At 66.7% G+C, this 17,119-nt stretch carries 12 protein-coding genes; 11 read left to right on the top strand and 1 reads right to left on the bottom strand.

The window, feature by feature from the left end:
- Positions 1-24 precede the first annotated feature (24 nt).
- Genes tssF through AC1D09_RS14505 form a run of 9 tightly spaced genes read left to right on the top strand, consistent with a single transcriptional unit; the run spans position 25 to position 14,107 of the window.
- Positions 25-1,752, top strand: coding sequence for a type VI secretion system baseplate subunit TssF (tssF, locus tag AC1D09_RS14545; protein WP_477664111.1), 1,728 nt, complete (start codon positions 25-27; stop codon positions 1,750-1,752).
- A complete protein-coding gene (tssG, locus tag AC1D09_RS14540; RefSeq protein ID WP_477664110.1) occupies positions 1,716-2,726 on the top strand; it encodes a type VI secretion system baseplate subunit TssG in 1,011 nt (336 codons plus the stop codon). Before tssF ends, tssG begins: the two co-directional genes overlap by 37 nt.
- 44 nt (positions 2,727-2,770) lie before the next feature.
- On the top strand, positions 2,771-5,428 hold the full coding sequence (tssH, locus tag AC1D09_RS14535) for a type VI secretion system ATPase TssH (protein WP_477664109.1): 2,658 nt from the start codon (positions 2,771-2,773) through the stop codon (positions 5,426-5,428).
- A 34-nt stretch (positions 5,429-5,462) separates the two neighbouring features.
- Complete coding sequence (locus tag AC1D09_RS14530) at positions 5,463-8,393, top strand: type VI secretion system Vgr family protein (RefSeq protein WP_477701111.1); 2,931 nt, start codon at positions 5,463-5,465, stop codon at positions 8,391-8,393.
- A 10-nt stretch (positions 8,394-8,403) separates the two neighbouring features.
- Entirely contained in the window at positions 8,404-11,106 is a 2,703-nt protein-coding gene (locus AC1D09_RS14525) for a DUF2169 family type VI secretion system accessory protein (RefSeq protein WP_477664107.1), read from the top strand.
- 23 nt (positions 11,107-11,129) lie between these two features.
- The gene (locus AC1D09_RS14520; protein WP_477664106.1) at positions 11,130-12,182 is read left to right on the top strand and encodes a pentapeptide repeat-containing protein; all 1,053 of its coding nucleotides are present in this window, start codon (positions 11,130-11,132) and stop codon (positions 12,180-12,182) included.
- A gap of 23 nt (positions 12,183-12,205) precedes the next feature.
- Entirely contained in the window at positions 12,206-12,886 is a 681-nt protein-coding gene (locus AC1D09_RS14515; protein WP_477664105.1) for a DUF3540 domain-containing protein, read from the top strand.
- Positions 12,887-12,909: 23 nt separating this feature from the next.
- The gene (locus tag AC1D09_RS14510; RefSeq protein WP_007863891.1) at positions 12,910-13,305 is read left to right on the top strand and encodes a PAAR-like domain-containing protein; all 396 of its coding nucleotides are present in this window, start codon (positions 12,910-12,912) and stop codon (positions 13,303-13,305) included.
- Positions 13,306-13,330: 25 nt separating this feature from the next.
- Positions 13,331-14,107 (top strand): hypothetical protein, encoded by a 777-nt coding sequence (locus AC1D09_RS14505; RefSeq protein ID WP_477664104.1) that lies wholly within the window; start codon positions 13,331-13,333, stop codon positions 14,105-14,107.
- Between the two features lie 35 nt (positions 14,108-14,142).
- Here AC1D09_RS14505 and AC1D09_RS14500 read toward each other — a convergent pair whose 3' ends face one another.
- A complete protein-coding gene (locus AC1D09_RS14500) occupies positions 14,143-14,919 on the bottom strand; it encodes a hypothetical protein (RefSeq protein WP_477664103.1) in 777 nt (258 codons plus the stop codon).
- Between the two features lie 103 nt (positions 14,920-15,022).
- Between AC1D09_RS14500 and tssJ the strand changes: the two genes are divergently transcribed.
- On the top strand, positions 15,023-15,712 hold the full coding sequence (gene tssJ / locus AC1D09_RS14495; RefSeq protein ID WP_477664102.1) for a type VI secretion system lipoprotein TssJ: 690 nt from the start codon (positions 15,023-15,025) through the stop codon (positions 15,710-15,712).
- A gap of 16 nt (positions 15,713-15,728) precedes the next feature.
- On the top strand, positions 15,729-17,117 hold the full coding sequence (tssK, locus tag AC1D09_RS14490; RefSeq protein WP_007863895.1) for a type VI secretion system baseplate subunit TssK: 1,389 nt from the start codon (positions 15,729-15,731) through the stop codon (positions 17,115-17,117).
- Positions 17,118-17,119 lie beyond the last annotated feature (2 nt).

Genomic DNA, 17,119 nt, shown 5'->3' with positions numbered 1-17,119 from the left:
CCCCCGAGCGAGTGAAAGAACCCCATGTTCAATCGGTACTATGAAGATGAATTGAACAAGCTCAAGGGACTGGCCGTCGAGTTCTCGCAGGCCAACCCCGCGCTGGCGCCCATGCTGGCCGGTTCCTCGGCCGACCCCGACGTGGAGCGCCTGCTCGAAGGCGTCGCTTTCCTCACGGGCCTGACGCGCCAGAAGCTGGACGACGAATTCCCCGAGTTCGTGCAGGAGCTGGCCAACCTGCTGTTCCCCCACTACCTGCGCCCGATTCCCGCCAGCACCCTGGTCAGCTTCGAGCCCAAGGGCATGCTGGCCGAAAGCGTGCGCGTCGCCGCCGGCACCAAGATCGATTCCGTGCCGGTGGACGGCACGCCCTGCCGCTTTCGCACCTGCACCGAGCTGCAGGTCCATCCGGTCGCGCTCGAAAGCGCGCGCCTGGCCAGCGGCGCCGGCCAGGCGCCGCGGCTGGTCCTGAAGTTCGCGCTGCAAGGCGGGCTGGACGTCGCGCAATGGACCACGCCCTCGCTGCGCCTTTTCCTGGGCGGCGGCTACACCGAGGCCTCCAAGCTGCTGCTGCTGCTGGCCAACCACGTCAAGGCGGTGAGCCTGACGCGCGGCGACGGCACGGTGGCCGAACTCGGCCCCAAGGCCCTGCGCCAGGCCGGCTTCGACAGCGAGCTGCTGCCTTATCCCAGCCATGCCTTCCAGGGCTACCGCAGCCTGCAGGAATTTTTTGTCCTGCCCGAGAAATTCCTCTTCATCGACATCGTGGGCCTGGACAGGGCGCTGGCCGGCGGCAGCGGCCCCTTGTTCGAGGTCTCCGTGCTGCTGGACCAGATCCCCGACTGGATGCCGGAGATACGCGGCGACAGCTTCATGCTCAACATCGTGCCCGTGGTCAACCTGTTCGAGCACGCGGCCGACCCGGTCAACCACGAGCACCGCGCCAGCGAATACCGCCTCATGCCCGAGGCCGCGAACCGCCAGCACTACCAGATCTACTCGGTGGACCAGGTCGTCGGCTACCAGCAGGGGGCTTCGCGCGAGCGCAGCTACGTGCCCTTCGGCATGCTGCGCCATGACGGCAGCAACACCCTGAGCTACCGCACCACGCTGCGCCAGGCCACGGTGGGGCGGGGCAGCGAGGTTTTCCTGTCGGTGGCCTACCCGCCGGGCGACCTGCCCCTGCCCGAGACCCTGTCGGTGCGCATCACCTGCACCAACCGCCAGCTGCCGGAAAGCCTCAAGCTCGGCGACCTGAGCCGGCCCACCAGCAGTTCCCCCGACCGCATGAGCTTTCGCAACATCCGGCCCATGACCGCGCCGCTGAACCCGCCCTCGGGCGAGGCCTTGCTCTGGCGCCTGATTTCGCATGTCTCGCTGAACTTCCTGTCCGTCGCCAGCGCCGAAAACCTGCGCGAGCTGCTGAACCTCTATGTGTTTTCCGAGCGCCAGGAGCAGGGCCCGGAAACCGCCAACCGCCGGCGCATCGACGGCATCCAGGAAGTCACCGCCACGCCCGAGACGCGGCTGGTCGGGCGCGGCAGCCTGCTGCGCGGCCAGCAGATCCGCATCAAGTGCCGGCTCGATTTTTTCGCCGGCATCGGCGACATGTATTTGTTCGGCTGCGTCCTGGACCGTTTCATCGGGGACTACGCCGGCATCAATTCCTACACCCGCGTCGAGCTTGAAGACGCTTTCACAGGAGCAGTCTTCAAATGGCCGCCAAGATTGGGTCAGCAGCCGCTGCTGTAGAGGAGCAACTCCTCGCCCACGGCGAGAGGTTCTCCTACTTCCAGGCCATACGCCTGCTGCGCCTGTTCGGCAAGGCGCGCGGCATGCCCACCGACAGCCTGCGCATACGGCCGCGGCTGAGCCTGGGCTTTCCCGAAAACGACATCGAGCGCATAGAGCCGCGCGACGCCGGCGGCTACCGCATCACGGCCAACTTCTTCGGCCTCTACGGCGTGGCCTCGCCGCTGCCCACGTATTACACCGAAGACCTGTTCGAGGAAGAACGCGAAGGCCGCCACGCCACGCGCGACTTCCTGGACGTCATCCACCATGCGATGTACCCGCTGCTGTTCGACGCCTGGCGCAAGCACCGGCTGCAGGACCGCGTGGTGGAAGACGGCGATGCCGGCGTGCTGGACCAGCTCTATGCCTTCATCGGCCTGCGCGACGGCGACTTGCGCGCGGGCCTGCCCGCCGCCGACGGGCTGCTGCGCTACGCCGGCCTCTTCAACATGCACCCGCGCTCGGCCTCGGGCCTGCATACCCTGCTGGCCGATGCCTTCAGGCCGGCCAAGGTCTGGGTCGAGTGCTGCACGCTGCAGCACGTGCCCATCCCGGCCGACCAGCGCCTGCGCCTGGGCCAGCAGGCCCATGAGCTCGGCGAGACGACTTACCTGGGCAGCCAGATCGACGACTACAGCGGCAGCATCACCATCACCCTGAGCGACCTGCCCGAGGACTCCTTCCACCAGCTGCTGCCCGGCACGCCCGGCCATGAGCGGCTGGAGTTCCTGGTGCGTTTTTACCTGATTGACCCGCTGGAGGTGCGCATCGTGCTCGAGCTGCGGCACGAGGACGCCCGCGCTGCGCGCACGCTGGACGTGCTTGATGCCGCGCCGGAATCGGCCGCCACCAACTGGACGCGCCTGGGGCTGGACACCTGGCTCACACCCGAGCGCGTGCGCCAGCCCACCCGCGTGCAGTTCACCCTTTAATTTTCGGCATCCCTTCTTCATACACCGCAAGAAAGAGAAACATCATGCTGCTGGTCGAACTAAAACCCCTGGTCGGACGCCTCAATGCCTTCACCAAGCAGGCGCTGGAAGACGGCGTGGGCCTGTGCGTCTCGCGCAGCCACTATGAGATCACCGTCGAACACCTGCTGGTCAAGCTGTTTGACAACGTGCAGGCCGACGTCGCGCTGCTGCTGCGCCAGAACGGCGTGGACGCGGCGCTGGTCAAGCGCGGCATAGACCGCGCCCTGGAGGACATGCGCACCGGCAACGCCGGCAAGCCGGCCTTCTCGCCGCTGCTGCTCGAGCTCATGCAGGACGCCTGGCTGATCGCCTCGGTCAACCTCGGCGAGGCCCGCATACGCTCCGGCGCCGTGCTGCTGGCCTTCCTGGCGCGCGCCAGCTACTACGCCACCGGCGACTACGCCGAGCCGCTGCGCGCGCTCAACCGCGAGAGCCTGCTGAGCGGCTTCGGCGCGACCTGCGGCGCCTCGATTGAGGAAACCCCGGGCGCCGCGGAAGGCGGCACGCCCGGCGGCCAGGCGGCGGCCGGCGGCGAAGGCAGCGCCATCGCGCGCTTTTGCGAAAACTTCACCGACAAGGCGCGCAACGGCAAGATAGACCCGGTGTTCGGGCGCGACAAGGAAATCCGCCAGATGGTGGACATCCTGGCGCGGCGCCGCAAGAACAACCCGATCTGCGTCGGCGACCCCGGCGTCGGCAAGACCGCGGTGGTCGAAGGCCTGGCGCTGCGCATCGTCGACGGCGACGTGCCCGATTCGCTCAAGGACGTGACCATCCTGGGCCTGGACATGGGCCTGCTGCAGGCCGGCGCCAGCGTCAAGGGCGAGTTCGAGAACCGACTCAAGGGCGTGATCACCGAGGTCAAGGGCTCGGCCAAACCCATCATCCTGTTCATCGACGAAGCCCACACGCTGATAGGCGCGGGCGGCCAGGCCGGCACCTCCGACGCGGCCAACCTGCTCAAACCGGCGCTGGCGCGCGGCGAGCTGCGCACCATCGCCGCCACCACCTGGGCCGAGTACAAAAAGTATTTCGAAAAAGACCCGGCGCTGGCCCGCCGCTTCCAGCCTGTCAAGCTCGACGAGCCCGACCTTGCCACCGCCGTCATCATCCTGCGCGGCCTGAAGGAAAAATACGAGGACGTGCACCGCGTCGTGATGCGCGACGACGCCATCGTCGCGGCGGCCGAGCTCTCCAGCCGCTACATCACCGGCCGCCAGCTGCCCGACAAGGCCGTGGACCTGCTGGACACCGCCTGCGCGCGCGTCAAGGTGCTGCAAAGCGCCAAGCCCGACGTGCTCGAGGACAAGGAACGCCAGATGCAGGCCCTGGCGCGCGAGCAGCGCGGCCTGGAGCGCGACCGCGACAACCACCAGCCGGTCGACGGCGAGCGCCTGGACGCCATCGCCGGCCTGGTGGCCACGCTGGCCGCCGAGGCCGAGGTGCTCAAGGCCGAGTGGGACAAACAAAAAGGCGCGGCCGACGCGCTGCTGGCCGCGCGCGCCGCCAGCCTGGCCGCCAAGGCCGCGAATGCCACGCCGGCCGAACTCGAGGCGCTGTCGCAAAAAGTCGCCGAGGCCGGCAAGGCCTTCGAGACGGCGCAGGGCACCAACCCGCTGGTGCGCGTCGACGTGGACCCGGACGTGGTCGCCAAGGTGGTGTCGGACTGGACCGGCATTCCGGTCGGCAAGATGCTGCGCGACCAGGCCGAGAGCGTCATGCGCATGGAGTCCGTGCTGTGCGGCCGCATACGCGGCCAGGACCACGCCATGCACCAGATCGCCGAAGTGCTCAAGACCGCCAAGTCCGGCCTGCGCGACCCGCAGCAGCCGCTGGGCGTGTTCCTGCTGGCCGGCCCCTCGGGCGTCGGCAAGACCGAGACCGCGCTGTCGGTGGCCGACATCCTGTTCGGCGACGAAAAGTCCACCGTCATCGTCAACATGAGCGAGTTCCAGGAAAAGCACAACGTCAGCCGACTGATAGGCTCGCCCCCCGGCTATGTGGGCTACGGCGAGGGCGGCGTGCTGACCGAGGCGGTGCGCCAGCGCCCGTATTCGGTGGTGCTGCTCGACGAGGTCGAAAAAGCCCACCTTGATGTGCTCAACCTGTTCTACCAGGTCTTCGACAAGGGCATGCTCTCCGACGGCGAAGGCAAGGACATCGATTTTTCCAACACGGTGATCTTCCTGACCTCCAACCTGGCCACCGACGTCATCACCGAAATGACGGCCGGCGAGGACAAGCCCGACGCCGCGACCTTGCTCTCGGCGATCCGGCCCATCCTGTCGGCGCACTTCAAGCCGGCGCTGCTGGCGCGCATGACGGTGATTCCTTACTTCACGCTGGCGCAGGACGCGCTGGCCGGCATCGTGCGGCTCAAGCTGGACAAGATCGTCAAGCGCCTGGCGCACAACAACAAGATGCGCTTTACCTACAGCGACGCGGTGGTCGCGCAGATCGCCGCGCGCTGCACCGAGGTCGAGACCGGCGCGCGCAACGTCGACTTCATCCTGCGCAGCACCATCATGCCCCTGATGTCCCAGGAAATCCTGGCGCGCATGAGCACCGGCGTGCAGGCCGGCGAGGTCGCGCTGGGCCTGGATGCCGACGCCGGCTTCACGGTCGTGTTTTCCGACGCGCCCCTTGCCGCCGCGGCCTGACTGACGCAAGGCAGAAAGAAAAAAGAGGGAATTTATGACTTCGCTTGATAAAAACCTGACAGCGGCGAACAAACGCTTCGCCTTCAAGTCCGGCGGATTTGCCGACGACACCTTCGCGGTCGTCAACATGAAGGGCTTCGAGGCGATCTCGCAGAACTTTTCGTTCGAGCTCACGCTGCTGTCCAACGACGCCGGCATCGAGTTCGACAAGATGCTGTCGAACCCGGCGACCTTCACGATTTTTTCGCGCGACCAGGACATGGCCACGCCCTACCACGGCGTCATCGCCGAATTCGACCAGCTGCACCAGGTGGGCGACCTGGTGTTCTACCGCGCCGTGCTGGCGCCGCGCCTGCATCGCCTGGGCCAGTTCCGCACCTCCGACGTCCACCTGGACGGCCAGCGCATTCCGGACATTCTCGAGACGGTGCTCAAGGACAGCGGGCTGTCTTCCGCCGACTACCAGAAGGGCCTGGCCGGGGAGTACCGCGAGCGCGACTTCGTTTGCCAGTACCAGGAAACCAACCTGGACTTCATCACGCGCTGGATGGAAAAGGAAGGCATCTACTACTGCTTCGACCACAGCGGCGACAAGGAAAAACTGCTGCTGGTCGACGCCTCGATCAAGCAGCCCGCGGACGTGCGCGCGGTGACCTACCGGCCGGTCGAGAACCTCGCCAGCGGCGAAGCCAAGGACTCGGTGCAGGATTTCGCCTGCCGGCAAAAACCCCTGCCGAAACAGGTGGTGCTGCAGGGCTTTAACTACCTGAACGCCGCGGTCCCGCTCAAGCAGTCCGCGCCGGTGTCGGACGCCGGCATGGGCGACGTGATGCTGTACGGCGAAAACTTCCTCACGCAGGATGAAGGCCTGCGTTACGCCAAGCTGCGGGCCCAGGAAATCCTCTGCGAGGGAAAAATCTTCACCGGCAGCGCCACCGCCACCGGCATACGCAGCGGTTATTTCATCCGCATGGCCGGGCACTACCGCAGCGACTTCAACGGCAAATACCTGGTCACCGAGATCGAGCACCAGGGCTCGCAGGCCGGCGTGCTGCTGGCCGGCATCAAGACGGCTTACGAGGACGCGGCGGGCGAAACCCGCTACAGCTCGAAGTTCCGCGCCATCCCGGCCGACGTGCAGTTCCGCCCCAAGCGCTCCATGATCCGGCCGCATGTGGCCGGCACGATCAGCGCGATCGTTGACGCCGAGGGCAGCGGCCAGTATGCCGAGATGGACGAACTCGGCCAGTACAAGGTGCAGCTGCCCTTCAGCCGCACCGGCAAGGGCCCGAACAAGGGATCGGCGCGCATACGCATGGCCACCCCGTACGCGGGCCACGGCCACGGCATCCATTTCCCCCTGCACAAGGGCGCGGAAGTCCTGCTTTCCTTTGTGGACGGCGACCCCGACCAGCCGGTGATCGTCAACGCGGTGCCCAACTCGGAAAACCCGAGCATGGTGAACAACAAGAACCCGGCGCAGAGCCTGGTCACGACCGCCGGCGGCAACCAGATCCTGATGGATGACACCCAGGGCAAGGAGGTGGTCTACATCACCTCGCCGTTCAACAACAGCGCGCTGGTGATCGGCAATCCGGAAGGCCGCCGCAGCACCGTGGGCAAGGACGGGAAAGACGGCAAGGATGGCGCCGCGGGCGCCAAGGGCGACACGGGTGCCGCCGGCGCGACGGGTGCCACCGGCGCTACTGGCGCTACTGGCGCCACTGGCGCTACTGGTGCGACCGGCGCCAAAGGTGATAAGGGCGATAAAGGTGACAAAGCGGATTCCGGCGGCACCAAGGAATATCCGGGTATTTTTGCGTCCACCGGCGGCAGCTCCGAGAGCATCACCGTGGGTACCAGCAATGCGATCAAGCTGGGCTTTAACAACTCCATCGGGCTGTCGGTGGACAACTCGGTGGCGGCCTCGATCGCCAACAAGATCACCGTGGGCACCAGCACGGCCATGTCCTATGGCGCTGACATGTCCTGGAAATTCGGCCGCAGCATCAGCCTGGACGACTCGGAAAGCATTTCCCTGAAGGACGTGGCGCGCCTGCAGGGCAACGAGGGTGTGGAAATTTCCGGCGGGCAGGCGGCCTTGCTGTCGGCGGCCGTGGCTTCGGCAAAGACCACCATCAAGACGGCCTTGGCCCTGACCGTGGGTTTTAACCTGGCCAGCGCTGTGGCCGCGGGTGTGGCCATGAACCGCGCCTCGAAAATGGACGACAAGGGCAAACTTGCCTTTAACGACACCAGCGGTGGTCATTGGGCGGCGCGGGGCCTGGGTATTGCGTCCGGTGTCGGCACCGCGGTCACGGTCAACCGGGTGCTGTCCAGCCTGGCGACTTCACTGGCTGAATTGACCAAGCCGAAAGCGGCTTACACCAGCCAAATGAAGCTCAACAACCAGGGCATCGAACTCACGGCGATACCGTTCACGCAAACCTCGCAGGGCCGGGTGTATCTGTCTACCGACAGTGTCACCATCAATGCAGGTCTTCCGAATCCCAATCCCGCGGGTGGGATTGGGCCTACCTTTCCCTCCAATACCGTTGGCGCGGCAATTGAAGTCAAGGGCTCCGGCATCAATCTGACGACCAACATCACAACACTTCCTACCTCGCTGGACCTGACATCGGCGGCAGGCACACTGGCCACCTTGAATCCGGCCGGCGAGATCAGCCTGACGCAGCCTGCTGGCGGCAGCGTCAAGCTTGCCGCTGCCGGGATGACCGCCACATCGGGCGCCGCAAAGCTGGAACTCAAGGTGGTCGGCGGCGCGACTTTGACAGGCTCTCCGGCCGTCACGATGGATTTGACCCCTACGCACCTGAAGGCCAATGCCAGCGGTTCCTCGCTCACCATGGGCGCCAATGGATGCGGGCTGTCCTCGCCTGGCGCCAGCCTGTTTGTCACCCCTGCGCGGGTGGCGGTGACCGGCACCTTGATCCAGCTGGGTTGAGCGCACAGCCATGAAAGTTTTCAAACCAGACTCGCTGGGCCTGCTGCATCGCGGCATCCGCTTTGCGCGCCAGAACCAGCTTTCAGTGGGCATGATGGCCTTCTTCGCGCTCGACGAAACGCCGGGCGCGGCGTTGCTGCCCGAAGCCCAGATGTGGCAAGTCGCGGCCGAGGCGATAGGCAGCGACGCCATCATGGACGAGGGCCTGCCCAAGCCGGCCGGCGAGTTCCTGGTGTTCGGCGCCGCGCATGCGCCTTCGGGCGTGGCCGCGCCCGAGGTGGCCGTCAGCGTGCAGCTCGGCAGCCTGTCCAAAACGCTGCGTGTCAGCGGCGACCGGCATTTCAACGCGCTGGGCATCGCCAGCACGCCGAAACCGTTCACGCAGATGGCGATCAGCCCGCAGACGGCTTTTGGCGGCCCGGCTTCCCTGGACAACCCTTTGGGCAAGGGTTTGGTCAAACTGAAGAACGCCGACGGCAGCGAGGGCCTGCCCTTGCCGAATGTGGAGCACATGGCCAAGCTCGTGCTGCGCCCCGGTGATGAAGCGCCCGCCGCCGGTTTCTGGTCGCTGCCGCCCGATTCGCCGCTGCGCAAGCGGCAGCTCGGCAGTTTCAACGACGCCTGGCTCGCAAAAACCTGGCCGCACCTGCCCGACGACACCCAGCCTGCCTATTTCAACGTGGCGCCACCCGACCAGCGCCTGGCCGGCTTCTTCCGCGGCGATGAAAAAATCGTGGTCCACAACATGCATCCGCAACGCGCCGTGCTCAGCTCGGCCCTGCCGCAGGTCCGTGCGCGCTGCTTCATCAACCGGCGCGCGGCCGGTGGTGAAGAGTTCGTCGAAGTCACGGCGCGCGCCGAAACCGTCTGGCTGTTTCCGGGGCAGGGCTGCGGCATCGTGCTGTTCCGCGCGCTGGCCACCGTGGCCGACGAAGACGCCGACGATGTGCTGCATTTGTTGGCCGATTGGGAAGACCTGCGCAGCGCGCCGCTGCCGCTGGCGCATTACCACGACATGTTCCTCAAGCAGCTGGCCCCCCAGGCCGCGGTCCCGGCGGAACTTGCGCCGCCTGCCGAAGTACCGCAAGCGGCCGCGCCTGCCGCGGCAGCGGCCGCCGCCATGCCGGCCCTTGGGGCCGTGGCCGTGCCTGCCGTGGCCATGCCCGCGATGGACCCGGCGCTGGTGCAGGTCAGGGAAGAGGCCGTGGCGCTGGAGCGCCAGGTGCGTGACCTGATGCGCCAGCACGGCATCACCGAAGCCGACATGGCTCCCCACCTGCAGCCGCCGGTCGAAGGGCCGGCCCCTTCGCTCGCCGAGGTCGAGAAAATGGCCCAGGACCTGCAAGGCGAGGTCCGCGAGCTGATGAAACAGCACAACATCAGCGACGCCGACATTGCCGCCGCGACACCGCCGCCTTCGACGCCTCCTTCGGGAGATATTGCGGAGCTGGAAGGTGCCGTCAAGGACCTTGAAGCGCAGACGCGGGACGCGATGCGCAAGAGCGGTATCACCGAGCAGGACGTGCAAAAGCAGCTCGATGCCCGGCCGGAGCTTGCCGCGCCAGGCGCCGGCAGCATCCATGGGCCTGCGAACACCGGCCCGGTGTTTGCGGCGCTCGCCGCCGCGGGTGCGGCGGTCAAGTCCGCGTCGGCGCCCGTGAAGCTGCCCTCCCTGCCCGAGATGCCAAAAATGCCCGAGACAGCGGCTGCCGTGGCGCAAAAACTGACGCGCGAGGAAGTGGTGGCGCGCCATGCGGCCGGCAAGGGCTTTGCCTCGTACGACCTTTCGGGGCTGGACCTTTCGGCGCTGGACCTCGCCGCCGCCGATTTTTCGGGCGCCTTGCTCGAAAGCACCAGTTTCGCGGGCAGCAAGCTGGCCGGCGCCGACTTCAGCCAGGCCCTGCTGCAAGGCGGCGATTTCAGCGAGGCGGACCTGCAGGGGGCCAAGCTGGCCGGTGCCGGCGCGGGCCAGGCGATGTTCAAGCAGGCGCGCCTGGACGGCAGCGACCTGTCGCAGGCCGACTTCACCGGCGCCGACTTTTCCGCGGCCAGCGTGGCAGGCGCCAAACTCAGCGATGCGGTCTTTGACGGCGCCAAAATGGCCGGCCTGAAAGCCGCGGGCTGCACGGCTTTGCGCACCAGTTTTGCCGACGGCGACCTGGCCGGCGCGGACTTTGCCCGCGCCACCCTGACGAGCGCCGCTTTCGCTGGCGCCAAGGTGGGCAAGGCGAGTTTTGCCGGCGCGAACGGCGACAACGCCGATTTTCAGCGGGCCGACGCGAGCGGCGCAAACTTCGCCGGCGCCAGCCTGCGCGCCTCGCGTGCCGATGGCGGCAGCCAGTTTGCCGGGGCGCAACTGCCGGGTGCCCAGCTTGAGCGTGCCGCCTGGGGCGGCGCCATGCTGGCCGGCGCGGCTTTCGGCGGCGCCGTGCTCGACAACGCCGACTTCAGCGGCACCCAGGCGGCGGGCGCCAACTTCGGCCGCGCATCGGCCAAGGGCGCTCGCTTTGACAAGGCCGACCTGAGCGGCGCCGACTTCACCGGCGTGAACCTGCACAAGGGCTCGCTGCGCAAGGCCACGACCGAACGCGCGCTGCTGCGCAAGGCCAACCTCTACGGCGTGGACTTTTATGACACCACGCCGACCATCGCCAGCCTGGAAGGCTCCAACATCGACCAGACCATTCTCCTGGTCAGAAAGCCGGTGGTTTGAATGGCCGCAGCAGGGGAAACACCATGGATGTAAAAGACGCGCTGGCCCGGCTGGCCCAAGGCCGCCACCTGGCCGGCGCCGACCTGTCGGGCGCCGATCTGTCGGGTGTGGATTTCACCGGCTGCCACCTGGAGAAGGTGCGGCTGGCCAACGCCGACCTGTCGGGAAGCAAGCTCGCCGGCAGTGTCTGGCAAGGCTGCGACCTCTCGGGGGCGAACCTCTCGGGCGCCGACTTGTCGGCCACCCAGATGCAGGACACGGCCCTGGCGGGCGCCAGGCTGGAGGCGGCCAATGCCTCGCACGCGAGCTGGGCGAAGGCCGACATGAGCGGCGCCAAGGCCAAGGGCGCCGATTTCAGCCACGCATCGCTGGATGCCGCCAACCTCAGCGCCGCGCAATTTGCCGGCGCGAAGTTTTTCAAGGCGGCGTGCGACGGCTGCACGCTGGCCGGCACCGACTTCACGGGCGCCGACCTCACACGCTGGGTGGCGATGGCTGCCGACCTGCGCAGCGTGCGTTTTGAACGGACACAACTGGTGCAGGCCTATTTGAAGGATTGCAACCTGGAGGGCCAGCGCTTCACCGGGTGCGACCTGACCATGGCCATCCTCAACGGCTGCAATCTCCAGGCCGCCGATTTTTCGGGACTGGCGCTGGACCGGACCAGCTTCATGGGCGCCCAGCTGCAAAAAGCCCAGCTCGCCGGTGTGCAGGGCACCTACACAGCCTTGATGGGGGCCAGCCTGGCGGGCGCCAACCTGGGTGCCGCGGTTTTTGAGATGGCCGACGCCAGCGACGCCGACTTCAGCGGCGCGCGCTGCGACGGCTCACGCTGGCACATGTCGGTGATGCAGCGCATCAAGGCCGCCGATGCCAGCTTTGCCGGCGCGGGCCTGGTGTACTGCGACCTGTCGCATGCCGACCTGTCCAACGCCGACTTCAGCCGCGCGGATATGAGCCACGCCAACCTGCACGCCATGCTCGACAAGGGCACGCGCTGGGACGGCGCCAACCGTAGCGGCGCACGTGAGACCGATGAGAAACTTTTGCGCGCCGAGCGCTGGCAAGCCGCCTGAACTTTTTTGAGAAAGAGAACGCCATGTCCAATGCTTCCCTGCCTTCCGCTTCCCCCCTGCCGCAAACCGTCCCCGGCCTGATGGCCGCCGTCGTGACCGGCCGGGCCGACAAATGGTTTTTTCTGGGTACAGCCCCCGGCACCGCCGGTGCCGACCGCGCGCTGCGCGCCGAGAGCTGCCTGGTCGAGCCCGAATGCGGCGACACCGTGCTGGTGTGCCAGGGCGTTGCCGTGGGCCTGACCTGCGTGCCCTACATCCTGGCCGTGCTCTCGCGTGCCGATGCGCAGCATGGCGTGCTGGCGCTGCCGGGCGGCGCGCGCATACGCGCCGATGCGGGCGCGCTGGCCTTTTTCGCCAGCGACATCGGCCTGGAAGGCTCGCGCAGCGTGTCCATGAAGGCGCCGCAGCTTGATGTGACGGCGGCGCAAGGGGAGCTGAAGTTCAACCGCCTCGTGTCGACGGTCGGCGAGCTCAGCGCCAGCCTGGGCAGCGTGCGCACGGTCGCGCAGGCCGTCACCTCCACCGTGGGCCGCCTGGTGCAGAAGGCGACCAACAGCTTTCGCTGGACGGAAAATCTCGACGAGTCCCGCGCCGGCCGCATGCGCCTGCAGGTGGCCGAGCGCTTTCACCTGAAGTCGCGCCACGCCAGCGTGGTCGCCGAAGGCCAGGTCAAGATAGACGCCGAAAAAATCGACCTCGGCTGAGCCGGCCGAAAAGGACAACAAACATGTTCGCAGTCACCAAACAGAACGGCCAGTGCATGGCCATGCCCGACGTCTGCAAGACGCCCGCGCCGCCCGCGCCGCCGGTTCCCATTCCCTACCCGAACATCGCCATGCCCATGATGGGCAATCCCTGCACCATGAAGGTCTTGATAGGCGGCATGCCGGCGCTGACCAAGGCGTCAAAGATCCCGATGAGCAACGGCGACCAGGGGGGCGTGGCCGGCGGTGTGGTGTCGGGAAAGATGATGGGGGAGACCGAGTTCATCATGGGCAGCATGAAGGTCAAGCTGGAGGGCAACCCGGCCGTCAAGCTTGGCGACCCCACCAAGCAGAATGCCGGCAATGGGGTGGGCGCGGTGCTGGCGCCCAGCCAGGCGATTGTCATGATCATGGGCTGACTGCCTGCAAGCAAAGGACAAGAGAATGAAAACCGTCTGGATCACCGCCCTCAAGGAAGACCAGCCCCGCGTGGCCGCCGTGACCGCGGTGCTCAAACGTTACGGCCTGCAATGCAAGGGCCATTTCTGGGTGGACCAGCCCGACAAGATGGCCTGGCGCGTCGCGCTGGAGGCCTTGCTCGAGGCCAAGGCCGACGCCTGGCTGGTGCTGGCCGACGCGGACGAGATCAAAAAACCCTCGGTGCGCTATGGCCTGTCGCTGATGGCCTCGGCGCTGCGCAGCGCGCGCGGCGGCTTTCCCATGCTCACGCTCTGGAATTCGCCCCCACCGGAGCAGGCCGCGCTGCCGCCGCTGATGGCGCAGGCCGAAGTGCTGCTCGAGTCGGGCGCAAGCTGGCCCGCCAAGATCGTGGCCAAGGCCAATGTGCCGCCCAAGCCAGCGCCGGCCGAATTCCGGCTCGACGTGCTGGGCAACGAGCGCCTGGGCCAGTGGTTCGAGATAGGCCCGGTGGCCGGCGTCTGGTCGGGCGTGGTCTTCGGCGTGACGGGCGGCGCCGCCGAGATCCAGTTCCAGGCCGTGGGCCCCAAGGCCATGCTGCCGGAAAAAACCACGCTGGAGTTTGCGCAGGAGGGCATGAAGCTGGAAGTCGGGGGGAATGAATACACCGCATGGGCGGTGCGCAACCAGGTCGATGACAACACGTCCTACTTCGTCAAGGTCAAGGGTTGCCCCGACTCGATTCTTTTTATGCCCTATGCCGAGGAAACGGATGCGGAAGCCACCCTCCTGAGGCTGGTGTGAACCAGCGGGTTCTTCCGGGTTCAGGAGAGCCGCTCTCAGTCGAGCCGCTTGCGCGCTGGGCCGGTGACCTCGCCGCTGGCACTGACCAGCAGGGCTTCGCCCGGGTCGTAGGGCAGTTCGGCGACGCGCTCCTCGTCGTTGAAGCGGTAGCCGACGCGGTAGACCGACTGGCTGTGCGCGGTCTGCAGCCGCGTGCCGCACTGCTGGTCGCGCAGAAAGACCTCCACCGGGATGTCGTCGTCGGGCCCGTTGCCGGGTTCGGGCGGCACGGCGGGCGGAAACACCATGTCCCACAGCGCCTTGCCGGCCAGCGCGCCGCCTATCATGCCGACGGCGATGGGGGCGGGTTTGTGCTTGCCGAGCTTGTCGCCGATGGCGCCGCCCACGACGGCGCCGGTCACGCCGCCCGGGCCCAGCACAAAGCCGGCGCCGGCGCTGCCGACGATGACCGGCACGGCCCAGCGCTTGTAGACGGCGGCCGAGGCATGGCGCTTGAGCAGGAAACCGCCCGTGAATCCGCCCATGGCCGCGCCTATCAGGGGCACGGCGTTGCGCAGCAGCCAGGGCTTGGCGTTTTCCTGGCGCACCAGGTATTGGCGTTCGGGAATCAGCACCTGCCAGCAGCTTTGCTCGACGCTGCGGGTGCTTGCCAGCGTGGCATAGGCGTACAGCACGGGCGCCACCACGGGCGGGGGCGGGGGTTCGAGATCGGCCACGGGAGCGGGTGCGCTGTCCTGGCCCAGGGCGGGCAAGGCCGGCAGCGCCAGCGCGATGCAGATAAGCCCCGGGTAAATTGCCGCTCCAATTTGCATGGCTTATTATCTTCATTCCCGAATGAATTCACCAAAATTACCTTTAATTACGAGCAGGCAAAACTTGGTTGAACAAAGGTTTCATGGGGGGTGGGCATGGCGGGTGGCCGGGGCCTGCCTGGCCGCGGCCGCGCTGGGGGCACTGGGCGGCTGCGCCACGGCCAACTCCATGATGGGCGGCAACACGCGCAAGGAAGCCGTGGCCGAAATCGCCTGGAGTTTCGCGCGCAACGCCATCCTGGTGGAAGTCGAGGCCGACAACCGGCTCAATGAATACAGTGGTGAAGCGCATACGCTGGTACTCGGTGTTTACCAGATGGAAGACTCCGCGGCCTTCTATAAATTGATTGCGGACGCGGCGCTGGTGGGAAAATCGCTGGAAACCGGCAAGGGCGGCGAGGGGTTTGTGCATTTCGCGCGCTATGTCGTGACGCCGGGCCAGCACAGCATCCTGCAGCTGGACCGGGCGCAGAAGGCCAAGTTCGTGGGCATCGCGGCCGGGTATTACCAGATGGATGCGGCCCGCAGCGCGCGCCTGTTCGAGGTGCCGCTGACGGTCGAGAGCGAGGGGATGGTCAGCAAAACCTACAAGGCCGCGCCCGCGACCCTGGCGCTGCGCCTGAACTTCGGCCCGGACGAGCTGCTCAATGCCGAGCGCCTGAACCGGGAGCTGGGGAAAAAAGCCGGCGAGGCGGTTCCGCTCGACGGCGGGGGCCGGGAGATCAAGCTGACGCCGGACACGCTCAAGGATGCGATGAACGCCAACAGCGCGGTGAAGAAACTGGACAAATAAGGACAGCAGGCAGCACATGGAAGAAAAACAAGGCATTTACTGGCACCAGGGCATGTTCCTGCAGTCCCAGCATTTCCAGATGGCTGACCTGCACAACCAGTTCCAGCACAAGCCCATGCAGGAGTCGGGCCTTCCGCATTTCTGGGGCGTGGGCGAACTCGAGCTGGTCGCCGCGGCGGCCGGCAACCGCACGGTGGAAGTGCAGGCCGCGCGCCTGCTGTTCCAGGACCGCACTTATATAGAGTACCCGGGCAATGCCGTCATCAAGGCCAGGCCCTTCGACGTGGACTGGGTGGAGGGCGACAAGCCCTTCACGGTCTACCTGGGCCTGAAAAAACTCAGCGCCACCGAAAACAATGTGACCATCGCGGCCGACCTGACGGCTGCCGGCGGCGCCGCCACGCGCTACGCCACGCTGGCCAACCCGCCCGAGGTCGCCGACCTGTATTCCGACGGCCCGGCGGCCCAGGTGCGCACGCTGCTGCATGTGGTCAAGGTGTTTTTCGAGGGCGAGATCGACAAGCTGCAGGACTACAGCCTGATCCCCATCGCGCGCCTGGTGCGCGACGGCGACGCCATCAAGCTGTCCGAAAGTTTCATCCCGCCCTGCTACGCGATCTCCGGCTCCAACGTGCTGCTGCGCCTGGTCAAGGACATCCGCGACGAACTGACCGGGCGCGCCCGCCAGCTGCAGGAATACAAAAGCCCGCGCGAGATGCAAAAGGCCGAGTTCGACGCGAGCTATATGGTGTTCCTGCTGGCCCTGCGCTCGCTGAACCGCGCCAGCCCCTACCTGTTCCACCTGACCGAGACGCGCCAGGTCCATCCCTGGCTGGCCTACGGCGCCATGCGCCAGCTGATCGGCGAGCTGAGCTCGTTTTCCGAGCGCTTCAACATGCTGGGCGAGGCCGAGGACGGCACGCCGGGCCTGCCGCCCTACGACCACGCCGACCTCGGCAAGTGTTTCGACCGCGTGCGCACCATGGTCAGCCACCTGCTCAATGAAATCACCGTGGGGCCGGAGTTCCTGGCCATCCTGCAGCCCCAGGGCGACTACCACGTCGGCCAGCTGCCGCGCAACTTCTTCGGCCAGCGCAACCGCTTCTACCTGGTGATACGCACCGAAAAAGACATGGAGTGGGTGGTGGACGCGGTGCAGCGCGACGCGCGCCTGGCCGCCACCGACGAGATGCCGGGCCTGATCGCGCACGCGCTGCCGGGGCTGGAGCTGATCCACATGGCGGCCGCGCCGCAGGGCCTGCCGCGCCGCTCATACTCCTACTATTTCCGCATCGAGCAGATGAGCCAGCAGTGGGAGATGGTGGAGCGCGAAGGCTCCGTCGCGCTGTACTGGATGGATGCGCCGGCCGACCTCAAGGCCGAAATTGTTGTGTTGCGGAGATAACG

The sequence above is a fragment of the Polaromonas sp. P1_A2 genome (assembly GCF_056406895.1).
The sequence above is the reverse complement of the archived record's forward strand: the minus strand, read 5'-3'. Positions and strand labels throughout refer to the sequence as shown.

Coding starts and splice junctions, on each gene's coding strand:
- tssF (WP_477664111.1), top strand. CDS start 25: ATGTTCAATCGGTACTATGAAGATGAATTGAACAAGCTCAAGGGACTG.
- tssG (WP_477664110.1), top strand. CDS start 1,716: ATGGCCGCCAAGATTGGGTCAGCAGCCGCTGCTGTAGAGGAGCAACTC.
- tssH (WP_477664109.1), top strand. CDS start 2,771: ATGCTGCTGGTCGAACTAAAACCCCTGGTCGGACGCCTCAATGCCTTC.
- AC1D09_RS14530 (WP_477701111.1), top strand. CDS start 5,463: ATGACTTCGCTTGATAAAAACCTGACAGCGGCGAACAAACGCTTCGCC.
- AC1D09_RS14525 (WP_477664107.1), top strand. CDS start 8,404: ATGAAAGTTTTCAAACCAGACTCGCTGGGCCTGCTGCATCGCGGCATC.
- AC1D09_RS14520 (WP_477664106.1), top strand. CDS start 11,130: ATGGATGTAAAAGACGCGCTGGCCCGGCTGGCCCAAGGCCGCCACCTG.
- AC1D09_RS14515 (WP_477664105.1), top strand. CDS start 12,206: ATGTCCAATGCTTCCCTGCCTTCCGCTTCCCCCCTGCCGCAAACCGTC.
- AC1D09_RS14510 (WP_007863891.1), top strand. CDS start 12,910: ATGTTCGCAGTCACCAAACAGAACGGCCAGTGCATGGCCATGCCCGAC.
- AC1D09_RS14505 (WP_477664104.1), top strand. CDS start 13,331: ATGAAAACCGTCTGGATCACCGCCCTCAAGGAAGACCAGCCCCGCGTG.
- AC1D09_RS14500 (WP_477664103.1), bottom strand. CDS start 14,919: ATGCAAATTGGAGCGGCAATTTACCCGGGGCTTATCTGCATCGCGCTG.
- tssK (WP_007863895.1), top strand. CDS start 15,729: ATGGAAGAAAAACAAGGCATTTACTGGCACCAGGGCATGTTCCTGCAG.